Here is a 16,521-nt window from a genome sequence, read left to right as displayed (position 1 = left end):
ACCGCTGTCTCGCCGGCGGATCAACAGGCGAGTGGCAACGAGGAGTTACGGAATGAGTCTGCGGGCACGCATGACCGCCCCCGAGAAGAACGGCGGGGCGCGGGAGGACAGCCACATGGTGGCCACCTACCGCGCCAAGCTGCTCGAAGAGATCGACCTGGCGGAGATGTCCTCGCTCGCCGCCGCAGACCGGCGGGCCCGGCTGGAGCGCGTACTCAGCCACATCATCAGCCGCGAAGGCCCGGTCCTCTCGACCGTCGAACGCACTCAGCTGATCCGCCGGGTCGTCGACGAGGCCCTCGGTCTCGGCATCCTGGAACCGCTCCTCGAAGACGCGTCCATCACCGAAATCATGGTGAACGGACCGGACCAGATCTTCGTCGAGCGCAGCGGCAAGGTCGAACAGCTCCCGATGCGCTTCAGTTCGCACGAGCAGCTGATGCAGACCATCGAGCGCATCGTGTCGACCGTCAACCGCCGCGTCGACGAGTCGAACCCCATGGTTGACGCGCGTCTACCCAGTGGTGAGCGTGTCAACGTGATCATCCCACCGCTGTCGCTGACCGGTGCCACGCTCACCATCCGACGGTTCCCCAGGGCCTTCACGCTCCAGGAGATGATCAACGTCGGCTCGCTCGACGAGCAGATGCTGATCCTGCTCTCCGGGCTCGTCCAGGCCAAGCTCAACGTCATCGTCTCCGGAGCCACTGGTACCGGGAAGACGACGCTCCTCAACGCGCTGTCCGGTCTCATCCCGAACAGCGAGCGCATCGTCACCATCGAGGACTCCGCCGAACTCCAGCTCCAGCAGAGCCATGTCATCCGGCTGGAGTCCCGGCCGGCGAACGTCGAGGGGAAGGGCCAGATCACCATTCGTGACCTGGTCCGCAACTCGCTGCGTATGCGCCCCGACCGCATCGTCGTCGGTGAGGTCCGTGGCGGCGAATCGCTCGACATGCTCCAGGCGATGTCGACCGGTCACGACGGCTCGCTGGCCACCGTCCACGCCAACAACGCCGAGGACGCGCTCATGCGTCTGCAGACCCTGGCCTCGATGTCCGAGATCAAGATCCCGTTCGAGGCACTGCACGACCAGATCAACAGCGCCGTCGACGTCATCGTCCAGCTCACCCGGCACGCCGACGGTTCCCGCAAGGTCACCGAAATCGCCGTACTCGACTCGCACGGCCGCGACCCGTACCGCATCGTGACCGTCGCCCGGTTCGATGCCCGGCCGATGGACGCCGAGGGGCGGATCAACGGCGAGTTCCGGTACCTCCCGATCCCGCGCAAGATCGCCGATCGCCTCTACATGGCCAGCCAGCCCGTCCCGCAGGCCTTCGGGGTCGCCGATTCCGCCGAACAGCTCGCCACCCGAGAGGCCAACTAGGTACCGTGCCATGACAAATCTCCCTCTACTCACGATCGGCGTGACGCTGCTCGCCGGCGTCACGGGTGTCACCGGCCTGCACGCCTACTCCGGCGGGAAGGCCGACCGGGACGCCCTGGTGGACCGCCTTTCGCACACCGGCCACATCCCGGAAACCGGTCGCCGCCGCCGCTTCCGGGGACTCGACAGCAGGCTGCGCAAGACCGGCCTGGGCCGGAAGCTCGAACTGAAGCTCGCCGCCACCGGCCTCGACATCACACCGGGCGAGTTCTTCGTCTACGCGCTCGCCGCCATGGCCGGCCTCTGGATGATCGCCTCGTCGATGCTCGCCAGCTTCTTCGGGCCCGTTGCCGCACTCATCGGCCTCTGGGGCACCAACGCCTTCCTGAACTGGGAGCGGACCAAACGCACCGAACGCTTCATCAACCAGCTTCCCGAACTCGCCCGCATCCTCGCCAACGCCACCCAGGCCGGCCTAGCGCTGCGCACGTCCATCGGCATGGCGGCCGACGAGATGGAGAACCCGGCCGGCGAGGAACTGGCCCGGGTCTCCCGTCGCCTCGCCGTCGGCGAATCCCTCGAAGACGCGATGAGTGAGCTGACCGACCGGCTGCCCTCCCGCGAACTCGTCGTCCTGGTGACCACCCTCGTCCTGTCCAACCGGGCCGGCGGTACGGTCGTCAGCTCCCTGCGCAACCTCACCGAAACGCTGGAGGAGCGCAAGGAGACCCGGCGCGAGGTCAAGACCCAGCTCTCCCAAGTCACTGTCACCGCCTACGCCGTCCCGATCTTCGGCCTGGGCGCCATGCTCCTGATGAACGCGGTCATGCCCGGCGCACTCGACCGCATGACCGGCGCTTTCATCGGCCAGGTCGCGGTGGTCATCTCCATCGCTCTGTACGCGATCGGATTCATCGTGATCCGCCGCATGTCCCGGATCGACGTCTGATGGGCGGGGCGCACATGGGCCTGCTGCTCGCCGGCGTCATGGGCCTGGCGGTGTACGGAGCGATCGCCGGTATCCGCATGTACCGGCGCGACGCGAAGCTCCCCGGCGACCTCGCTATCGCCCTGGAGGTCGGCTCCACCCGCACCAGCGCGGTCGGCTCCGGCATCGACCGTCTCGGCATGCGCTGGGCTCCCGCGGTCCTGCGGATGATGGGCCCCAAGGCCGTCAACAAGAAGCGGCGCCAGATCGACCTGGCGGGCAACCCGGGCGGTCTGACCATCGACCGCTACGCCGCCCGCCGCGCCGTCTACGGCGGACTCGGCGCGCTCGGCGCCTTCACGATGCTCATGCGCGGCCAGATCTTCTTCGCGCTGCTGCTGATCGCCTTCGGCCTCTTCTGGGTCGAGGTCGGCATCTGGTCGGCGGTCCGCATCCGCCGTGACCACATCGACCGGACGCTCCCCGACTTCCTCGATGTCCTCGCCGTCGTCGTCTCGGCGGGCCTCGGCTTCCGCCAGGCGCTGGGACGCGTCGCCGAGAAGTACGAGGGGCCCTGGGCCGACGAGCTCCGCATCACGCTGCGCCAGATGGACATGGGCGTCAGCCGCCGCGAGGCCTTCGATCAGCTGCGCAAACGCAATGACTCGGAGCAGGTCGCGATGTTCGTGACCACGCTCCAGCAGGGCGAGGAGCTGGGTGCGCCGATCGTCGAGACGCTGATCCAGATCGCCAACGACATGCGGCGCACCGACGCGCAGAACGCCCGGCGCAAGGCCGCCAGGGCCGTCCCCAAGGCGACCTTCGCGGTCACGACCTTCCTCCTTCCCGGAACCCTGGTGCTGCTGACGGTCGGCTTCGTCTACGGAGCCAACATCGACTTCGGCTTCCTCACGGGCGGATGACGTGAACGAGGCGGACGGTGGGCAGGACGGTCGGAAGGAGGTGACAGGCTCATGTCGTTCCAGCTCGGCGGCATCCAGACCGGACTGAATGCTGAGGTGCGTCAGGCGATCGCCGATCCCGGAGCGCGCCCGGCGTTCGCGATCCAGGTCAATGCACTTCAGGCGATGTGCCGACAGGTCTTCGGCTTCCGGCTCGCGATGATCGCCATGGCCACACCGTTCGCGATCGGCCACACCGCGAAGGGACTGGCCTCCGGGCTCATCGGCTCGGCCATTCTTGTCACCTTCATGGGCTCGTACGTCCTGTTCCGCGACTGGGAACGCTTCGGACCTGTCCTCCTGCGCCACCCCTGGCTGCTCGGCATAGACGCCTTCTTCGGCGCCCTGCTGCTGATCACCGCCAGCCCCGAGTCCACCCTCGCCTACGTCACCGTGTGCACCCCGTTGCTGGCCGGCCTCGTCTACGGCTGGCGCGGCGCGGCGGTCTTCACCGCGCTTCAGATCGTCATCGTCCTCGGTGTGTACAGCACCGACGCGAAACTGAGACCCGCCGACGCCACGGCGCTCCTCCTCCCCGGCTTCTGCATGATCGCCGGCGCCGTCGGCGTCACCCTGCGCAATCTGCTTCTCCGCTTCGGGACGGCCAGCCAGGCCCTCACCGAGACCAGGGCCCGCCTCGCCGTCAGCGAGGCCGTGGAGGGCGAACGCACCCGGCTCGCCCGAGAAATGCACGACTCGGTCGCGAAGACCCTGCACGGTCTGGCGCTGGCCGCCGACGGCCTGGCCGGCTCCTCCGACCGCATGGACCCGCTCACCGTCAAACACCAGGCCGAACTGGTCGCCCGCGCCGCACGCCGGGCCGCCGCCGAGTCCCGCGAACTCCTCTCCGACCTGCGCCGGGAGTCCGGACTCGACGGTGGTGTGGACGTCGTACGGGAACTTCGGGCCCGTGCGGACGACTTCACGCGGCGCCACGGACTCACGGCCACCTTCCGGCTCCTCGACGACGCACCCATCCCGCACGTCCCCCAGGCCGTCGCGCGTCACCTGCTCACCGTCGCCTCCGAAGCGATGGAGAACGCCCACCGCCATGCGCAACCCACCTACCTCGTCGTACTGGTCGGCGTGAAGGGCGATGTCCTGCGCGTCAGCGTGTACGACGACGGGCGCGGCCTGCCCCCGGGCACGACGCTCGACGACCTCCGGCAAGCCGGACACTTCGGCCTGGTCGGCATGGTCGAACGCGCCGCATCCATCGGCGCCCGGATCCGTATCGGAAGGGGCCAGGCGGCCAAAGGCACGGAGGTACGCCTGGAACTCCCGATAGCCGCTCTCAGCACCCCTCCCGGCGTACCACGACCCGACTGAACCGCACAGCTCCAACTCCACCCTCACCCCCCATAAACCCCCTGAGAGGAGGTCGCAGATGCCGGACGACGTCTCCCGCGCGTCGGGCCAGAACTGGGCAGCCCGGAACCACGCCTCCCAGCACACGTCCTCGCATGTCACCCCGCTCACCTCGGACACCGGATCCTCCGCGGTCCCCGTCACCGTTCCAGCCCCCGTCCCCCCGCAGTCCGCGACATCCGAGCCCCTGTCCCCCTTCCCTGCACCGAGTGCCCTGCGCGTCGTCGTCGCCGACGACAACCCCGTCGTGAGGGCCGGCCTCGGCGTACTGCTCTCCGGCCGCGAGGACATCGAAGTCGTGGCCGAGGCCGCCGACGGCCGCCAGGCCTACGACATGGCCGTACGCCACCGTCCGGACGTCGTCCTGCTCGACGTACGCATGCCGGGCGTCGACGGCATCTCTGCACTCCCGCACCTCGTCCAGATCGCACCCGTGATGATGCTGACCTACAGCCGTGAGAGCGAGGTCGTCCGCGAGGCACTGCGGCTCGGCGCGGGCGGTTATCTGGTCCACGGCGAGTTCACGGCTGACCAGTTGGTGCAGGCCGTCCGTGACACCAAGAACGGCCGGGCCCACTTCACCGCCACCGCGGCCAATGCCCTCCTGGCCCACATGCGACAGGACCCCGGACCACAGGGGCGACCACTCCCGGAGGGCCTCGGCACGGCCCTGACCACGGGCGTTCCGTACTCGGGGGCCGGCTACGACGGCCACGCCCGGAGTTCCGTACAGCAACACGGTGCGCCTGCACATGCACCCAAGCCGGAACCGTCTCCACCTGCGGCGCGACAGGTCCGGCCATCACAGGGTCTTTCGCATCTGCAACCAGTTGTGGCACAGTCTTCCATGGCCGGGGGATCGGGCCTGGCCCTCAACAGACGGCAGTACGGGCTGAGTTCACGGGAGGTGGAGGTCATGGAGCTGATCGCTTCCGGCATGAGCAATCAGCAGATCGCCGCCACCTGCTTCATCAGCGAGAAGACGGTCAAGAACCACATCAACCGCATCTTCACCAAGCTGCACAGCGCCAGCCGCAGCGAGGCCATCGCCCGCTGGCTCGGCACGGCGCCCGTGGCGGGACCAGGAGCGCACGGGGCCGGTGGTCACCGTGGCTGAGCGTCGCAGCGGGAGCATGGTGGTACGTGCGGGGCGTGGGGCCACGCACGTACCGGCGCGGGAGGCCCAACTCACGCTTTGGGCCCGGGAATGGGCCCTGGGGCCCTCCAGTGAGCAGGGAACGTCACCGTATGTTTCTCACGTCGCCAGCGGCACCGGCCAGGAGGAAGCCGGTACCGCAGGCGACGCCCAGAAAACGTGTGAGTCGGCCGACTACCGGTCGGCCGAACCCGGAGGGGAATTCCATGCCGAACATCACCCTGAAGACCGCCGTGCGCGTCAATGGCTGGGCCAACACCGCGGTCAGCGCGATCCAGAAGCGCTACGAGGCCAAGGACCGCGGCCAGACGGCGTTCGAGTACCTGGGCATCATCCTGGTGGTCGTGGCGATCATCGGGGCGATCATGGCTACGGGCATCGGTGGCAACATCTCGGAGCGGATCGACGGCCTTGTGACCTCCATCACCTCGGGGGGCAAGTGATCGGACGTAGCCGCCGCGATGCAGGGCAGGCCTTCCCCATCTACATGATGATGGTGGCGGGCCTGCTCTTCCTCGTGTTCGCATTCTTTGCCGTCGGCAAGGCTGCGGCCTTGCGCAATGGAGCCCAGGGCGCGGCGGACGCTGCCGCACTGGCTGCCGCTCAACAGACTCGTGAGGACTTTGGGGCCCCGTTCCTCGCGTCGCTCCCTGGGAACATGCTGCAGCAGTTTCTTCAGGTCCACGAGGTTACCGGGTGTCCTGCGGCTCAGGGACTTGCCGCAGCGAATCAGGCTGACATCGTCAGCCCCGGTGGCTGCCAGCCGACACGTGCAGGCCTCTATCGAGACCGGATCACGGTTAATGTCAAGGGCCGTAAACCGGTCAACTCGTCGGTTCTTCCCGGTTCGGAGGAGACGCGCGCCAAGGCCAAGGCCACTGCCATTGTCGAGTTCCGTTGCATCAGGTGGAAGGCATTCGACTTCAACGATGACGGTGACCAGGACTTGTACATCTTCCCGTGCGGGGACGCTGGGGTGGTCAAAATCGAGCCGAGCAACCCCCCGCCCTGGTCCGAGGTGAAAAAGCGTCTCTACGACGTGCGCCTGGTCGACAATTGACAGCGAACGACGAGTAAAGGAATCAGAACCCATGAGCATTCGGCGCTCCGCCAAGTCCCGAAGGGTAATGGCTGCCGTCTCGCTGGCGGCGGCGCTGGCCCTGGCCGCTGTTGGTTGCGGCACTGATGACGGCGGGGGAAAGACTAATGGCGCTGATTCGTCACCATCCTCTACTCCGTCTAAGCCCTCGGAAGAGGACGAGGGCGCAAAGCAGGAGGACACAGCTGCCGGCGACAATGTGGACGCGAATGTAAAGCTCGCGCAAGTCAATGGTCGTGATGGGCTGATTCTTGTCGTCAATGAGGTAAAGCGCGATAGTGGCGGGTTCATTACTGTCAGTGGCGTGATCAAGAATGAGAGCGACACGATTAGCAGTGGCTCTCAGTGGTCGGGTAGTGAGAGCACCATCGTGGCCAGGAACCCGAATTCTGTAGCAGGCGCGACACTTGTGGACAAGGTCGGCAAGAAGCGTTACTACATTCTTCGGGACACGGATGGGCGATGCCTCTGCACAACCGGGCTGGCAGCGATTTCGGCCGGAGGGTCGGTCTCCGTCTTCATGCAGTTCCCAGCTCCTCCCGCCACCAGTACTGAAGTCGACTTCACCCTGCCGACCTTCGCCACTGCCTCGCTGAAGATTTCTGGGTGATGATCGACATGACCCACACCCTGACACGCCGCAGGCCGCGGCGGATTGCGGGCCATGTCGTCGCAGTCGCGTTGCTCACAGCGAGTGCAACCTTCTTGGGGGCGTCGAACGTGGTCGCCGACGACGGCCCCAGCGTGCCGCCCGGCACTGAGGCCACGTCTGTGCCGCCCGTCAAGATCGACCCGAACGACCCCGACCTGAAGATGCCCGAAGGTGGCACTCTCGCCCCCGCCAAGGTTCTCGACATCGTCCAGGTGATCGAGGACGAGGGCGGTGAAGAGCGCCGCGAGGACAGCAATGCAAACGTCAAGTTCGCGCTTCAGGCCGAAGTCCTCTTCGGCAAGGACAGCGCCAAGCTGAGCTCCGCCGCCAACTCGCGTATCGCGGCCATCGCCGCCGAGATCAAGAAGCAGAACGCCACCAAGGTGCGCGTTTTCGGCTTCACCGACAATCTCGGCTCGTCGGCCCACGGCGACGTGCTGTCCAAGCAGCGCGCCAACGCTGTGCAGTCGGTGCTGGTCAAGGAGCTGGGCTCGACCGTCAGCTTCGATATCCGCGGTTACGGCGAGCAGTACCCGATCGCCAACAACGGCACGGAAGAGGGCCGCAAGAAGAACCGCCGCGTGGAGGTCTCCTTCCCGCGCGGCACCTCTTCCTGAGGCACCCGCGCCCACACAGGGGCCCGGCGCCGCGAACACGTCGCGGTGCCGGGCCCTTGCCGCTACAGCAGGTGGTCGGCCTTGCCGGCCTTGATGTCGCGGATCATCTGCTGGAGCGCCTCCCGGCTGTCGGTGAGGTAACGATCCTCCTTGCCCCGGATAGCGATGAAGCCGTTGCCTTCTGTGTCTGTGCCGAGCCTGAAGCAGTTGTTTCCTTCGCCGCAGTAGGGCTCTTCCCAGTCGATTTCGGGCATGCTGAACGTCCTTAAAATTGGCGGGAGATGGCGTGAATGAAGTCCCGGGACTCGGCAGAAGGCAGCGAGGCATCCTCCATCCAGTCCAGGTGGGCACGGTATTTGGTCAGCTGCGCTTCCGCGTGCATGAATTCGGGGCCGTGAGCTGAATCGAGCTGCACGGTGTCGAGCTGGGGTACGGCGCCGTGGGCGTAGAGGAGCGCGTGCCCGGCCCCAGGGAAAGCGCCTCGGCCGACTGGAACTACCCGTACTTCGATGTGTTCGCGCTCTGACATCTCGCACAGATGGAGCAGTTGCTCCAGTGCGACGTTCCGGCCGCCGAACTGCATGCGCAGGGCGGCTTCGTGGACGTAGCCCACGTAGTCGATGGGGGATTCGCGGTCGAGTACCTGCTGTCTCTCCATCCGGTGCGCCACCCGCAACTCGATCTCCAGACGGGACAGCTGGGGCAGAACTGCGCCGAATACTGCGCGGGCGTATCCGTCGGTATGTAGCAGGCCGGGAAGGTGGACGGTCTGTGCTGTACGGATGCGGGCCGCATGCCATTCGAGCTCGGCGATATCCAGCAGGCCTGACGGGAGCGTGCCCCTGTACTGCTCCCACCAGCCGCGTTCGCGCTGTTCGGCCATCTCTACGAGCGCATCGACGTAAAGAGCATCGGCGCAGGCGTAGTTGCAGGCCAGCGTGCGGACGCGCGCAGGCGCGATCGGGCGGACGCCGACCTCCATGTTGGAGATCTTCGTCCGGTCGATGCCCAGCAAGCCGGCCGCGTAAGCGGTGGTTGCCTCGGCTGCGACGCGCATCTTGCGCAGTTCGGCACCGAGTCGCTTCTGGCGCTCTGTCGGAGTGGAGCTGCTCGGCATGTGCCCTCTCTTCCACGGACTGTGGTCACAGTCTGCCGCCGCACAGGGTGGCCAGTCCAACAGATGAGAGGCAATTGCCTCCAATTTGGCGACACGGGTGCCATCGCTGCGCTACGTTGGGTTACGCACCGCTCACACAGCGGCGACGAGCCGGAAGTGCATCGCGCGGTCCTGCCCGCAATCTCCTTCCCTGGGAGGGGCAAGCCCGTGTCAGGGAGACAGGCCACTGCTCGTCCGCAGCGCAACAGTGTGAGCCACCTGTGCGCGCCCACGCGAAAGAGGGATACCGCCAACTCGCCACCCGTATCAGGGGAGTCAGTCATGCACTCATCTCCATTCACCGCAATCTGCCCGGCTCTCGCCGAGGCGCGTACGGCGGGCCTGTATCCGCATCCGCACCCCCACCCCCACCCGCATCCCCATCCGAATCCGCCCTCGGCTGCATCCCGCACCCCACACCAGCAACTCCCGCAGCCCTATCTGCGCTCCAAGGGCCGTTCCGTGCGCGGCCTCACGCTGAGCTTCACACTGCCGGGCGATGTCCGTAGCGCGTTCATCGGGCGTACGGCGATCGCCGCCGCTCTGGAGGTGCACGGGCTCGCCCCGTACGTCTGGCCGGCCACGCACGCTGCGGCCGAACTCATCGCCGTCACGGCCAGGATGAGCCCGGGAAAGGAGCTGTACGTATCCCTGCGCCACCGGGACGACGCGCTCCGCCTCCTCGTCTGGGACCAGCACCCCCACCACCCCGAACCGGACATGGCCATGCTCTGCGAGACGCGCCGTCGGCGGGCGCTGTGGCTGCTCGCGGCCGTGGTGGACGACTGGGGCGGGGAGTGGGGTACCTGCGAGGCCGGCCCGCCGCAGCGGGGTACCAAGTCCTGGGTCCTGTTGCCCCGTTGACATTCACGGCTGGGCGGTCGCACGGTCGCCCGGTGGGGGCAGGAACGAATGTGACACCCAAGGGGTCAAGTGTCACGGTTCATCCGCGCAGCGTGACAGCGGCAGGGACCGCACGCACCTCGTCTTCCGCAGCTACCGTCGCAGATCGAAACAAGACAGCCGCTGAGAGTCTGTGCGTCGAGCCGGGATAGAACAGCCGGTCAAAACCATCTCTGTGAAGCGCAGGTACTGAGTCAGGTCTGTTGCAGAACGGGCGTGACTGGTCGCCACGCGGATCCGGGCTGGTCGCAATGCGCGTCTGCCAATCAACTCATGACTGTCCGTATCGGATCTAGTGCGGTAAGTGACCATCTGCTTAGGGTCAAAGCGACGCCAAAACCGCATCCCTGGAGGATTCGTGGCAAGCTTCCGCACTCGTCTGGCCCTGCTGGGCTCGGTCACAGCTCTCGCCGCAGGCGCCCTCGCGCCCGCACAACTCGCCGGGGCGCAACCCGCCGCGGCGGCGGGGGCCCACCAGTGGGTCGCCCTGGGTGACTCCTACACCGCCGGGGTCATCCCCGCCGCGGGCGACACCTTCGAAGTCCCTCGCGACGGTTGCGAGCGCACCGACCAGTCCTACCCGCAGGTAATCGACCGCGATCTCGGCTCGCTCTTCGACCTGGTCAACGTCAGCTGTGGCGCCGCCACGATCGAGAACGTCACCTTCAGGGCACAGGAACCGATCGGCCGTCACCTGCCGCCCTTCTCCGAGGACCCGGACTACCCCTTCCCCGCAGTGCCTCCCCAGTCCGCGGCGGTGGGCCCCGGCACCGACGTGGTCACCGTCGGCGCGGGCGGCAACACCCTCGGCTTCGCCGACGTCCTCTTCCAATGCCTCCAAGTGGGCGCGGGAAGCGGCGGCGTGGGCACCCCCTGCCGGGACGAACTCGCCGGCGACATCCCCAGCCGGCTGAACAAGGTGAGCCAGGAATACGACGAGATGCTCACCGTGCTCCACGAGCGCGCCCCACACGCGAAGATCCTGGCCGTCGGTTACCCCACGGTCATCCCCAAGGACACCTCCAAGTGCCGCTACAACGACCTGGAACAGTTCGGCTCGATCACCCAGGGCGACCTGGACTGGCTGCGCAGCGACGTCCTGGAACCCCTCAACAAGACAATCGAGAAATCGGTCGGCGCACACGACTCCGCCCGCTTCGTCGACCTCTACGACTCCTCCCGCAACCACAGCGTCTGCGACACCGGTAAGTGGGTGGAAGGCATCTTCACCCGCGTCCCTGACCAGCCGGCCCTCGTCCACCCCAACGCCCGGGGCCACCGCAACGCCGCCGATCACGTCACAGCCGCGATGCTGGAAGCCATCGGCGTGGGCTGACCCGCACACGGCATCACCGGCCACGATCCCGTAGCGAGCCGCCTCCGGCGCCATGCCGGAGGCGGCTCTGCGGGGTGAACGACTCCGTTGGTCGTGAACGCCGGGGCTTTCTGCAAGAGTCCCAGTAGATCAAGCCGTCCGAGCACCGGAAGTACCAGCAGTTCGACGCTCGCCCGTTTGCCACCCCGTCGCCGGCGAAGCCGAGTTCCACGGCGGACGATGCCGTCGGAAGGCGCCGTCGGCGGCTGGTAAGCATCTCACCGGCCCAGGCTCGCGGCCTTGATCGCGCGTTGCGCGAAGACATCCTCACGGTGGTATTCCATCTGTCGCAGCGCGTCCTTGCGATCCCGCTTGGAGAGCCGGTCGAGATATGTGTGACCGAAGAGATGGTCGGTCTCGTGCTGCAGGCACCGGGCGAAGTAACCCGCCCCTTCGATGACGAGCGGAATTCCGTCCTTGTCGAACCCGCGAGCGACTGCAAGATCGGTGCGGGGGACAGCCATGGCGGCACCAGGCACGGACAGGCAGCCCTCGAAGTCGTCAATGAGTCGGCGGTTGCCCGGATCGGGCTGCTCCAGAACCGGGTTGATGATGTGTCCGACATGCCGGACACCATCGTCGTCCGGGCAGTCATACACGAACAGCCGCAGGTCGACGCCGACCTGGTTGGCAGCCAGCCCGGCGCCGTCGGCCACATGCATGGTCAGGAACATGTCGTCGATCAAGGCCGACAACTCGGGAGAGCCGAACTCGGTCACCTCCTGGCACGGACGGCTCAGAATCTCTTCACCCACCACCGTGACCCGGCGCACCGAACCCCGTTCCGTCTCCGGTGGCAGAGCCGGATAGGAGTCGACGGGGCGGCCCTGCACATGGGCTCGCCGGTCAACGGGACGGGACCGCTCGTGACGAACAGACATCACTGTCTCCCCTTCTGCGCACGCCACAGACGCCGCGGACGTCACCGTGGCCTGATGCCTTCAAGCAAGGACCGCTTGCCAAGCTCTTTGCAAAGTAGCAGACTTTGCAAAGTGACTGAAGATGACCTCAACACGCCCCGCGACCAGGCACGTAACACCGGCGACGAATTGCGTGAGCACGATGTCCGCACAGCCCTGCTGAACCTGCTCGCGGAAGTTGGCACTGTCACGGCTACCGAAGCCGCCTCCCGGCTGGGTTACAGCTCTGGTCTCTGCTCATTTCACCTACGGCAGCTCGCGCGCCACGGATACATCGAAGAAGCCCCTCACAACGGGGGCCGTGCACGCCCCTGGCGCCTGAGGCAGCACAACTCCGCTGCTGACGCGTCCGCAGAGGAGCAGTTCGGTGACTTGGCCCGGGGGCTGGAGGACGAGAGCTGGCAGCGATGGCTGGCCCAGCGAGACCAGGCGCCCGCCGAGTGGCGTCACGATGAAGCCTTCAGCTTCGTCGCCTATCTGACACCTGAAGAGATGAGCCGGGTCGCGGACACGATCCGACGGACGCTCGCGCCCTACCAAGACCGCGAACAACGCCCCCTGGCGCGGCCCGACAGCGCTCGACCGGTGGCCCTCATCACCCGGCTGTTTCCCCTGCTTCCCCACGCAACGGACGACGCGGATCAGGACTGAGAAGCCGCCGGCTGTTTCGCGCTCGCTCGAGGAAATGACACGAAGCCGAGACAATGGGCGTATGACGACCACGCCGCAGACCGCCGCGCAAACGAGGCCGTCCCATGAAACTCACGCCACTCGGCAAGCGGGTTGTCAAGGCCGCGACGGACTGGCTGCCCGAGCCCTGACACCGAGGCGCTCCGGCAAGAAGGCGTCGCTACCGCCAGAAAAGAACGGTCTTCCTGTCTTCACAAGCCCCGAACCACGCGTGCTCTGCCCTGTGTACGGAAGCCGAGGGCGTGCCGGTAGATTTCCGGCATGCGGTAGCGCCCGTCGGCGTCTCTGGCCAGTGCGCCCCACTGCTCCAGGGCTTCGGCATCATCAGGGATCAGGTTCAGGTCAGCTGCATCAAAGGGCATCTTGACGGAGTCCGAGAAGGTTGCCATGTGCCGCAAGAGTTTCCCGAGGCGAGGATTCTCCTGGTTGATCTCCTCCACCTTCGCACGGCTGCACGCACCCAAGGCGCGACGCATGGCCGCCGGGGTCAACACTCGGTCCGGCCAGCGCTCGTCGCCGGCAGAAGCGGCAGCTGCCTCACGCAGGAAGCGGACGACATCGCGGGCTTGGATCTGTTCATTGAAGTCCGCGAGAGCCGCAGGGACCCACCGCTCTGTCCATGCTTCACGTGAATTCTCGGTGCCGAGCTTCGCGCCCCAGAGGGGAAGGAGCGCATGGACGATTTCCTCGAAGGCCATGTCCGCGATCGGCGGCTCCGGCGTCCTGACAGCGTTGGCACTTGACGCAATCCACAGCGAGAGCCGGAGTGCGTCTTCGGTGTCCCAGCGGAGCTCGTAGGGGGCGTAGCGGTCGAGGAACTGCCCGAGGTTCTGCTTGATCGCCGCGCGGACCAGGTCCTGACGCACGAATACCACGAGGCCGAGCGAGCGATGGCGAAGGCGACGGAGCCAGGCCGGAACCTCGATCAGCAATGTCCGCAGGGCGATGCGCCGAGGTTCCGCATCCAGAGACTCCAGCCAGTCCTCCAAGCCATCGATCACGAAGAGACAGGCTCCGGACGTGTCCAGGGTCCGATGGATGAGGAATTCTTCAGCCGGTTCCTCATGTGCAGCACCGGCTGACCAAGCCAGGCATTCCAGCCAGCGCTGCCTCCAGAACTCTGTGTCATGGGCCCGTGCGTCCCCGAGGCCGGCATTCAGATGGCTGCGGATTTCATCAGCGGTGACGCCTGGCCCACCTGCCGCGCGGTCTCTGAGTTTCTGCGGTGAAAACACACCGGTTTGCGGCTCCGCGATGTTGGCCGGGTCCAGGACAGGAATGACCATTGCTGTCCGCTCGACGCTCTGACCGTTCTCGCGCGCGAAGGCATCCCATGTCCCTGCGGTGCACATCCTGGCGAACGTGAATGTCTTGCCTGCCCCTTTCGCGCCTACGACGACCGCTACTGGAAGGTCGGTGCTGTGATCTGCGATCAGGCGACGTACCGGCTCGGTCGTGAGGAAACCGAGACCGGAGTCCATACCCTGTCGCTCAGCGAAGACGAGACGACTTGCTGTGCCTTCCAGCGCACGTCGACGCTCGTCCAGGGTTGACGGCTCGTCCGCGGACGACGGCGCCGACTGCGTAGTGCTTGGTGCGAACTCGCTGAGCAACCTGGGCAGACCGCAGCGTCGGACGACTTCCACAACTGCGTCCCAGCTCTGAGGAAGCGCGAGCAGTTCTTCGCGGAACGGACTCAGTAGCGGCTCGGTCAGAACCTGTTTGTCCACCGAAAGGTCTTCTGAGGTGTACTCATCAGTGGTCGCCATGGCAATGGTGGACGACAGCGCTGCGGACAGCCCCCTTCGTGCCTCCTCGGCATGGAGGTCATGGACGTCGAGCCGGTACTGCGTCACGATCGCGCCGGGAGTCGGATCCGTCCGTGCTACCGCCGGAGATTGGGCTCCCAACTGCCGGATCATGGTCTCGGTCCCCTGAAGGGACTGGCTACTGACTGTGGTGACGAAGATCCGCGTCACGCGGGGGTCCAGCAAGATGGGCGCCGCCAGTTCAGACGCTCCGGCTCGCAAGTCCAGTACGACGGTGTCGGCCTCGGCCGCGACAGCGAGGGCCGCAAGGGATTCACTGAGGAAGTACGGTGAACGGTCTTCGGTCAAAAGGTCGGTGGGGCCGATTCGGGGCGGGCCGAGCCGAGTACGTCGGCTGACGGGAAGCACGGTCACGCGCCCTGGCCCCGCATAGCGTGAGACACGCTGGTTGGGAAGATACGCGGCAGCGATTTCCACCGCCTGCGTGGGGTCACCCTGCTTGGAAGAGTGCAGGAGCGCGAGGACGTCCTCGTACGCGATATCGCAGCGTCCCCCCTGCGCTTGGTACATCCAGGTGACGCCAGGGGCCTCCAGGTCCGCGTCCACGAGGAGAACATGCTGGCCCTGGGAGGCCAGGAAGTCAGCCAGCGCCACGGCGTGCAACGTGCGTCCCACACCGCCCTTGAAGGAGTGGAATGCGAAGAGTTGTTTGTCGCCGGCGAACTGAGCTTTTTTGGGGCGCGGCAGGGCGTCCCCCAGAGCCGAGGTGACACGACGTTCGCTGAGCTTTGGACGGCGTGGGGCCGCTCCGGAATCAATCGCTTCGACCAGGCGCACAGGTAGCGACTGGGGGCCGTGAGCTGCGGGGCGATCCAGGGCGAGTTCCAGGCCCGCGTCATGTTCGGCTACTGATCCGAGGCCGAACTGGCCGTCCAGCCAGTCGCGGACGGCCGCGGTCTCAGTACCCGGGCGAACCGTCAGCTCCAGGGTGTCCCACCAGGCGTCGACCTCCAGCAGCCACTGCGGCCACTGACCCTCGACAGCCGCCTCCGCCAGTTGAGAATCGATGTCCACCCAGGTGAAGAGCTTGCCGGCCATAACGCTCAAGATCCTTTCCTGGCGTCCTTCACCAGTGACTTCAGGGCTTCCAACGCAGCTTTCTGATCATCTGCGCACAGTTCTGCACCATAGCGCCATGCCTCATGCAGCTGGTGGCTCTCGACCCAGGTGCTGTCCTTGTGCCGACGGCAGCGCAATGGGTCTTGCCCGGGGGTGGGGTCCTGAAGATTCAGTGCCTTGGCCAGGCGGCGCAGATTGTGCGATCGCAGGTCACTGGGTAGGGCGGAAGTGTCCTCGCGCTGCAAAATCCAGCGCAGCACCTCGGCCTTCAACCCGCACTCGGCAGCATAGAAGAGTAGTAATCCGCTGATCGCGCCATCCCCTGCTTGCTCGGCGGCCTCTCCCTGTTTCGCGAGCTGCTCGCGGCTTCGCCGCAGCTCGCTTACCCCCACATCGACCATCGCATCAGACTACTGG

The 16,521-nt window shown here is 66.3% G+C and carries 17 protein-coding genes; 12 read left to right on the top strand and 5 right to left on the bottom strand.

Annotation, left to right across the window (positions count from 1 at the left end):
• Nucleotides 1-52 precede the first annotated feature (52 nt).
• The 9 genes from ABTZ94_RS05630 (at nucleotide 53) to ABTZ94_RS05590 (ending at nucleotide 8,172) form a co-directional block, all read left to right on the top strand.
• Nucleotides 53-1,390, top strand: coding sequence for a TadA family conjugal transfer-associated ATPase (locus ABTZ94_RS05630; RefSeq protein ID WP_351197808.1), 1,338 nt, complete (start codon nucleotides 53-55; stop codon nucleotides 1,388-1,390).
• 10 nt (nucleotides 1,391-1,400) lie between these two features.
• A complete protein-coding gene (locus ABTZ94_RS05625; protein WP_351197806.1) occupies nucleotides 1,401-2,339 on the top strand; it encodes a type II secretion system F family protein in 939 nt (312 codons plus the stop codon).
• A 14-nt stretch (nucleotides 2,340-2,353) separates the two neighbouring features.
• On the top strand, nucleotides 2,354-3,241 hold the full coding sequence (locus ABTZ94_RS05620) for a DUF5936 domain-containing protein (protein ID WP_351197876.1): 888 nt from the start codon (nucleotides 2,354-2,356) through the stop codon (nucleotides 3,239-3,241).
• Between the two features lie 51 nt (nucleotides 3,242-3,292).
• On the top strand, nucleotides 3,293-4,609 hold the full coding sequence (locus ABTZ94_RS05615; RefSeq protein ID WP_351197804.1) for a sensor histidine kinase: 1,317 nt from the start codon (nucleotides 3,293-3,295) through the stop codon (nucleotides 4,607-4,609).
• 58 nt (nucleotides 4,610-4,667) lie between these two features.
• On the top strand, nucleotides 4,668-5,765 hold the full coding sequence (locus ABTZ94_RS05610; protein ID WP_351197802.1) for a response regulator: 1,098 nt from the start codon (nucleotides 4,668-4,670) through the stop codon (nucleotides 5,763-5,765).
• 245 nt (nucleotides 5,766-6,010) lie between these two features.
• The gene (locus ABTZ94_RS05605) at nucleotides 6,011-6,247 is read left to right on the top strand and encodes a hypothetical protein (RefSeq protein WP_351197800.1); all 237 of its coding nucleotides are present in this window, start codon (nucleotides 6,011-6,013) and stop codon (nucleotides 6,245-6,247) included.
• A complete protein-coding gene (locus tag ABTZ94_RS05600) occupies nucleotides 6,244-6,864 on the top strand; it encodes a pilus assembly protein TadG-related protein (protein ID WP_351197798.1) in 621 nt (206 codons plus the stop codon). The genes ABTZ94_RS05605 and ABTZ94_RS05600 overlap by 4 nt, the downstream gene beginning before the upstream one ends.
• A gap of 31 nt (nucleotides 6,865-6,895) precedes the next feature.
• Nucleotides 6,896-7,513, top strand: a complete 618-nt coding sequence (locus tag ABTZ94_RS05595; RefSeq protein WP_351197796.1) for a hypothetical protein — start codon at nucleotides 6,896-6,898, stop codon at nucleotides 7,511-7,513.
• A gap of 8 nt (nucleotides 7,514-7,521) precedes the next feature.
• Nucleotides 7,522-8,172 carry an OmpA family protein gene (locus tag ABTZ94_RS05590; protein ID WP_351197794.1) on the top strand — a complete coding sequence of 217 codons (651 nt, stop codon included), beginning with the start codon at nucleotides 7,522-7,524 and terminating at the stop codon, nucleotides 8,170-8,172.
• A 62-nt stretch (nucleotides 8,173-8,234) separates the two neighbouring features.
• Here the strand turns inward: ABTZ94_RS05590 and ABTZ94_RS05585 are convergent, their stop codons facing one another.
• Both ABTZ94_RS05585 and ABTZ94_RS05580 read right to left on the bottom strand, forming a co-directional pair.
• A complete protein-coding gene (locus ABTZ94_RS05585) occupies nucleotides 8,235-8,426 on the bottom strand; it encodes a hypothetical protein (protein ID WP_351197792.1) in 192 nt (63 codons plus the stop codon).
• Nucleotides 8,427-8,437: 11 nt separating this feature from the next.
• The gene (locus tag ABTZ94_RS05580) at nucleotides 8,438-9,289 is read right to left on the bottom strand and encodes a DUF5753 domain-containing protein (protein WP_351197790.1); all 852 of its coding nucleotides are present in this window, start codon (nucleotides 9,287-9,289) and stop codon (nucleotides 8,438-8,440) included.
• Between the two features lie 321 nt (nucleotides 9,290-9,610).
• Between ABTZ94_RS05580 and ABTZ94_RS05575 the strand changes: the two genes are divergently transcribed.
• The gene (locus ABTZ94_RS05575; RefSeq protein WP_351197788.1) at nucleotides 9,611-10,192 is read left to right on the top strand and encodes an ATP-binding protein; all 582 of its coding nucleotides are present in this window, start codon (nucleotides 9,611-9,613) and stop codon (nucleotides 10,190-10,192) included.
• 397 nt (nucleotides 10,193-10,589) lie between these two features.
• Complete coding sequence (locus ABTZ94_RS05570) at nucleotides 10,590-11,567, top strand: SGNH/GDSL hydrolase family protein (protein WP_351197786.1); 978 nt, start codon at nucleotides 10,590-10,592, stop codon at nucleotides 11,565-11,567.
• Between the two features lie 257 nt (nucleotides 11,568-11,824).
• Here the strand turns inward: ABTZ94_RS05570 and def are convergent, their stop codons facing one another.
• Complete coding sequence (def, locus tag ABTZ94_RS05565) at nucleotides 11,825-12,487, bottom strand: peptide deformylase (RefSeq protein WP_351197784.1); 663 nt, start codon at nucleotides 12,485-12,487, stop codon at nucleotides 11,825-11,827.
• A gap of 111 nt (nucleotides 12,488-12,598) precedes the next feature.
• On the opposite strand from def, the gene ABTZ94_RS05560 reads away from it, so the two are divergent.
• Nucleotides 12,599-13,177 carry a winged helix-turn-helix domain-containing protein gene (locus ABTZ94_RS05560; RefSeq protein WP_351197782.1) on the top strand — a complete coding sequence of 193 codons (579 nt, stop codon included), beginning with the start codon at nucleotides 12,599-12,601 and terminating at the stop codon, nucleotides 13,175-13,177.
• A gap of 230 nt (nucleotides 13,178-13,407) precedes the next feature.
• Here the strand turns inward: ABTZ94_RS05560 and ABTZ94_RS05555 are convergent, their stop codons facing one another.
• Both ABTZ94_RS05555 and ABTZ94_RS05550 read right to left on the bottom strand, forming a co-directional pair.
• Entirely contained in the window at nucleotides 13,408-16,083 is a 2,676-nt protein-coding gene (locus ABTZ94_RS05555) for a KGGVGR-motif variant AAA ATPase (RefSeq protein WP_351197780.1), read from the bottom strand.
• Nucleotides 16,084-16,088: 5 nt separating this feature from the next.
• Nucleotides 16,089-16,505: a hypothetical protein gene (locus ABTZ94_RS05550; protein ID WP_351197778.1), complete on the bottom strand. Its 417-nt coding sequence runs from the start codon at nucleotides 16,503-16,505 to the stop codon at nucleotides 16,089-16,091.
• Nucleotides 16,506-16,521: the final 16 nt, after the last annotated feature.

This window comes from Streptomyces sp. NPDC002785 (assembly GCF_040295565.1).
GTDB lineage: Bacteria > Actinomycetota > Actinomycetes > Streptomycetales > Streptomycetaceae > Streptomyces.
Note: the sequence above shows the minus strand (reverse complement) of the source record. Positions and strands in the feature narration are given on the sequence as shown.

Coding starts and splice junctions, on each gene's coding strand:
- ABTZ94_RS05630 (WP_351197808.1), top strand. CDS start 53: ATGAGTCTGCGGGCACGCATGACCGCCCCCGAGAAGAACGGCGGGGCG.
- ABTZ94_RS05625 (WP_351197806.1), top strand. CDS start 1,401: ATGACAAATCTCCCTCTACTCACGATCGGCGTGACGCTGCTCGCCGGC.
- ABTZ94_RS05620 (WP_351197876.1), top strand. CDS start 2,354: ATGGGCCTGCTGCTCGCCGGCGTCATGGGCCTGGCGGTGTACGGAGCG.
- ABTZ94_RS05615 (WP_351197804.1), top strand. CDS start 3,293: ATGTCGTTCCAGCTCGGCGGCATCCAGACCGGACTGAATGCTGAGGTG.
- ABTZ94_RS05610 (WP_351197802.1), top strand. CDS start 4,668: ATGCCGGACGACGTCTCCCGCGCGTCGGGCCAGAACTGGGCAGCCCGG.
- ABTZ94_RS05605 (WP_351197800.1), top strand. CDS start 6,011: ATGCCGAACATCACCCTGAAGACCGCCGTGCGCGTCAATGGCTGGGCC.
- ABTZ94_RS05595 (WP_351197796.1), top strand. CDS start 6,896: ATGAGCATTCGGCGCTCCGCCAAGTCCCGAAGGGTAATGGCTGCCGTC.
- ABTZ94_RS05590 (WP_351197794.1), top strand. CDS start 7,522: ATGACCCACACCCTGACACGCCGCAGGCCGCGGCGGATTGCGGGCCAT.
- ABTZ94_RS05585 (WP_351197792.1), bottom strand. CDS start 8,426: ATGCCCGAAATCGACTGGGAAGAGCCCTACTGCGGCGAAGGAAACAAC.
- ABTZ94_RS05580 (WP_351197790.1), bottom strand. CDS start 9,289: ATGCCGAGCAGCTCCACTCCGACAGAGCGCCAGAAGCGACTCGGTGCC.
- ABTZ94_RS05575 (WP_351197788.1), top strand. CDS start 9,611: ATGCACTCATCTCCATTCACCGCAATCTGCCCGGCTCTCGCCGAGGCG.
- def (WP_351197784.1), bottom strand. CDS start 12,487: ATGTCTGTTCGTCACGAGCGGTCCCGTCCCGTTGACCGGCGAGCCCAT.
- ABTZ94_RS05555 (WP_351197780.1), bottom strand. CDS start 16,083: ATGGCCGGCAAGCTCTTCACCTGGGTGGACATCGATTCTCAACTGGCG.
- ABTZ94_RS05550 (WP_351197778.1), bottom strand. CDS start 16,505: ATGGTCGATGTGGGGGTAAGCGAGCTGCGGCGAAGCCGCGAGCAGCTC.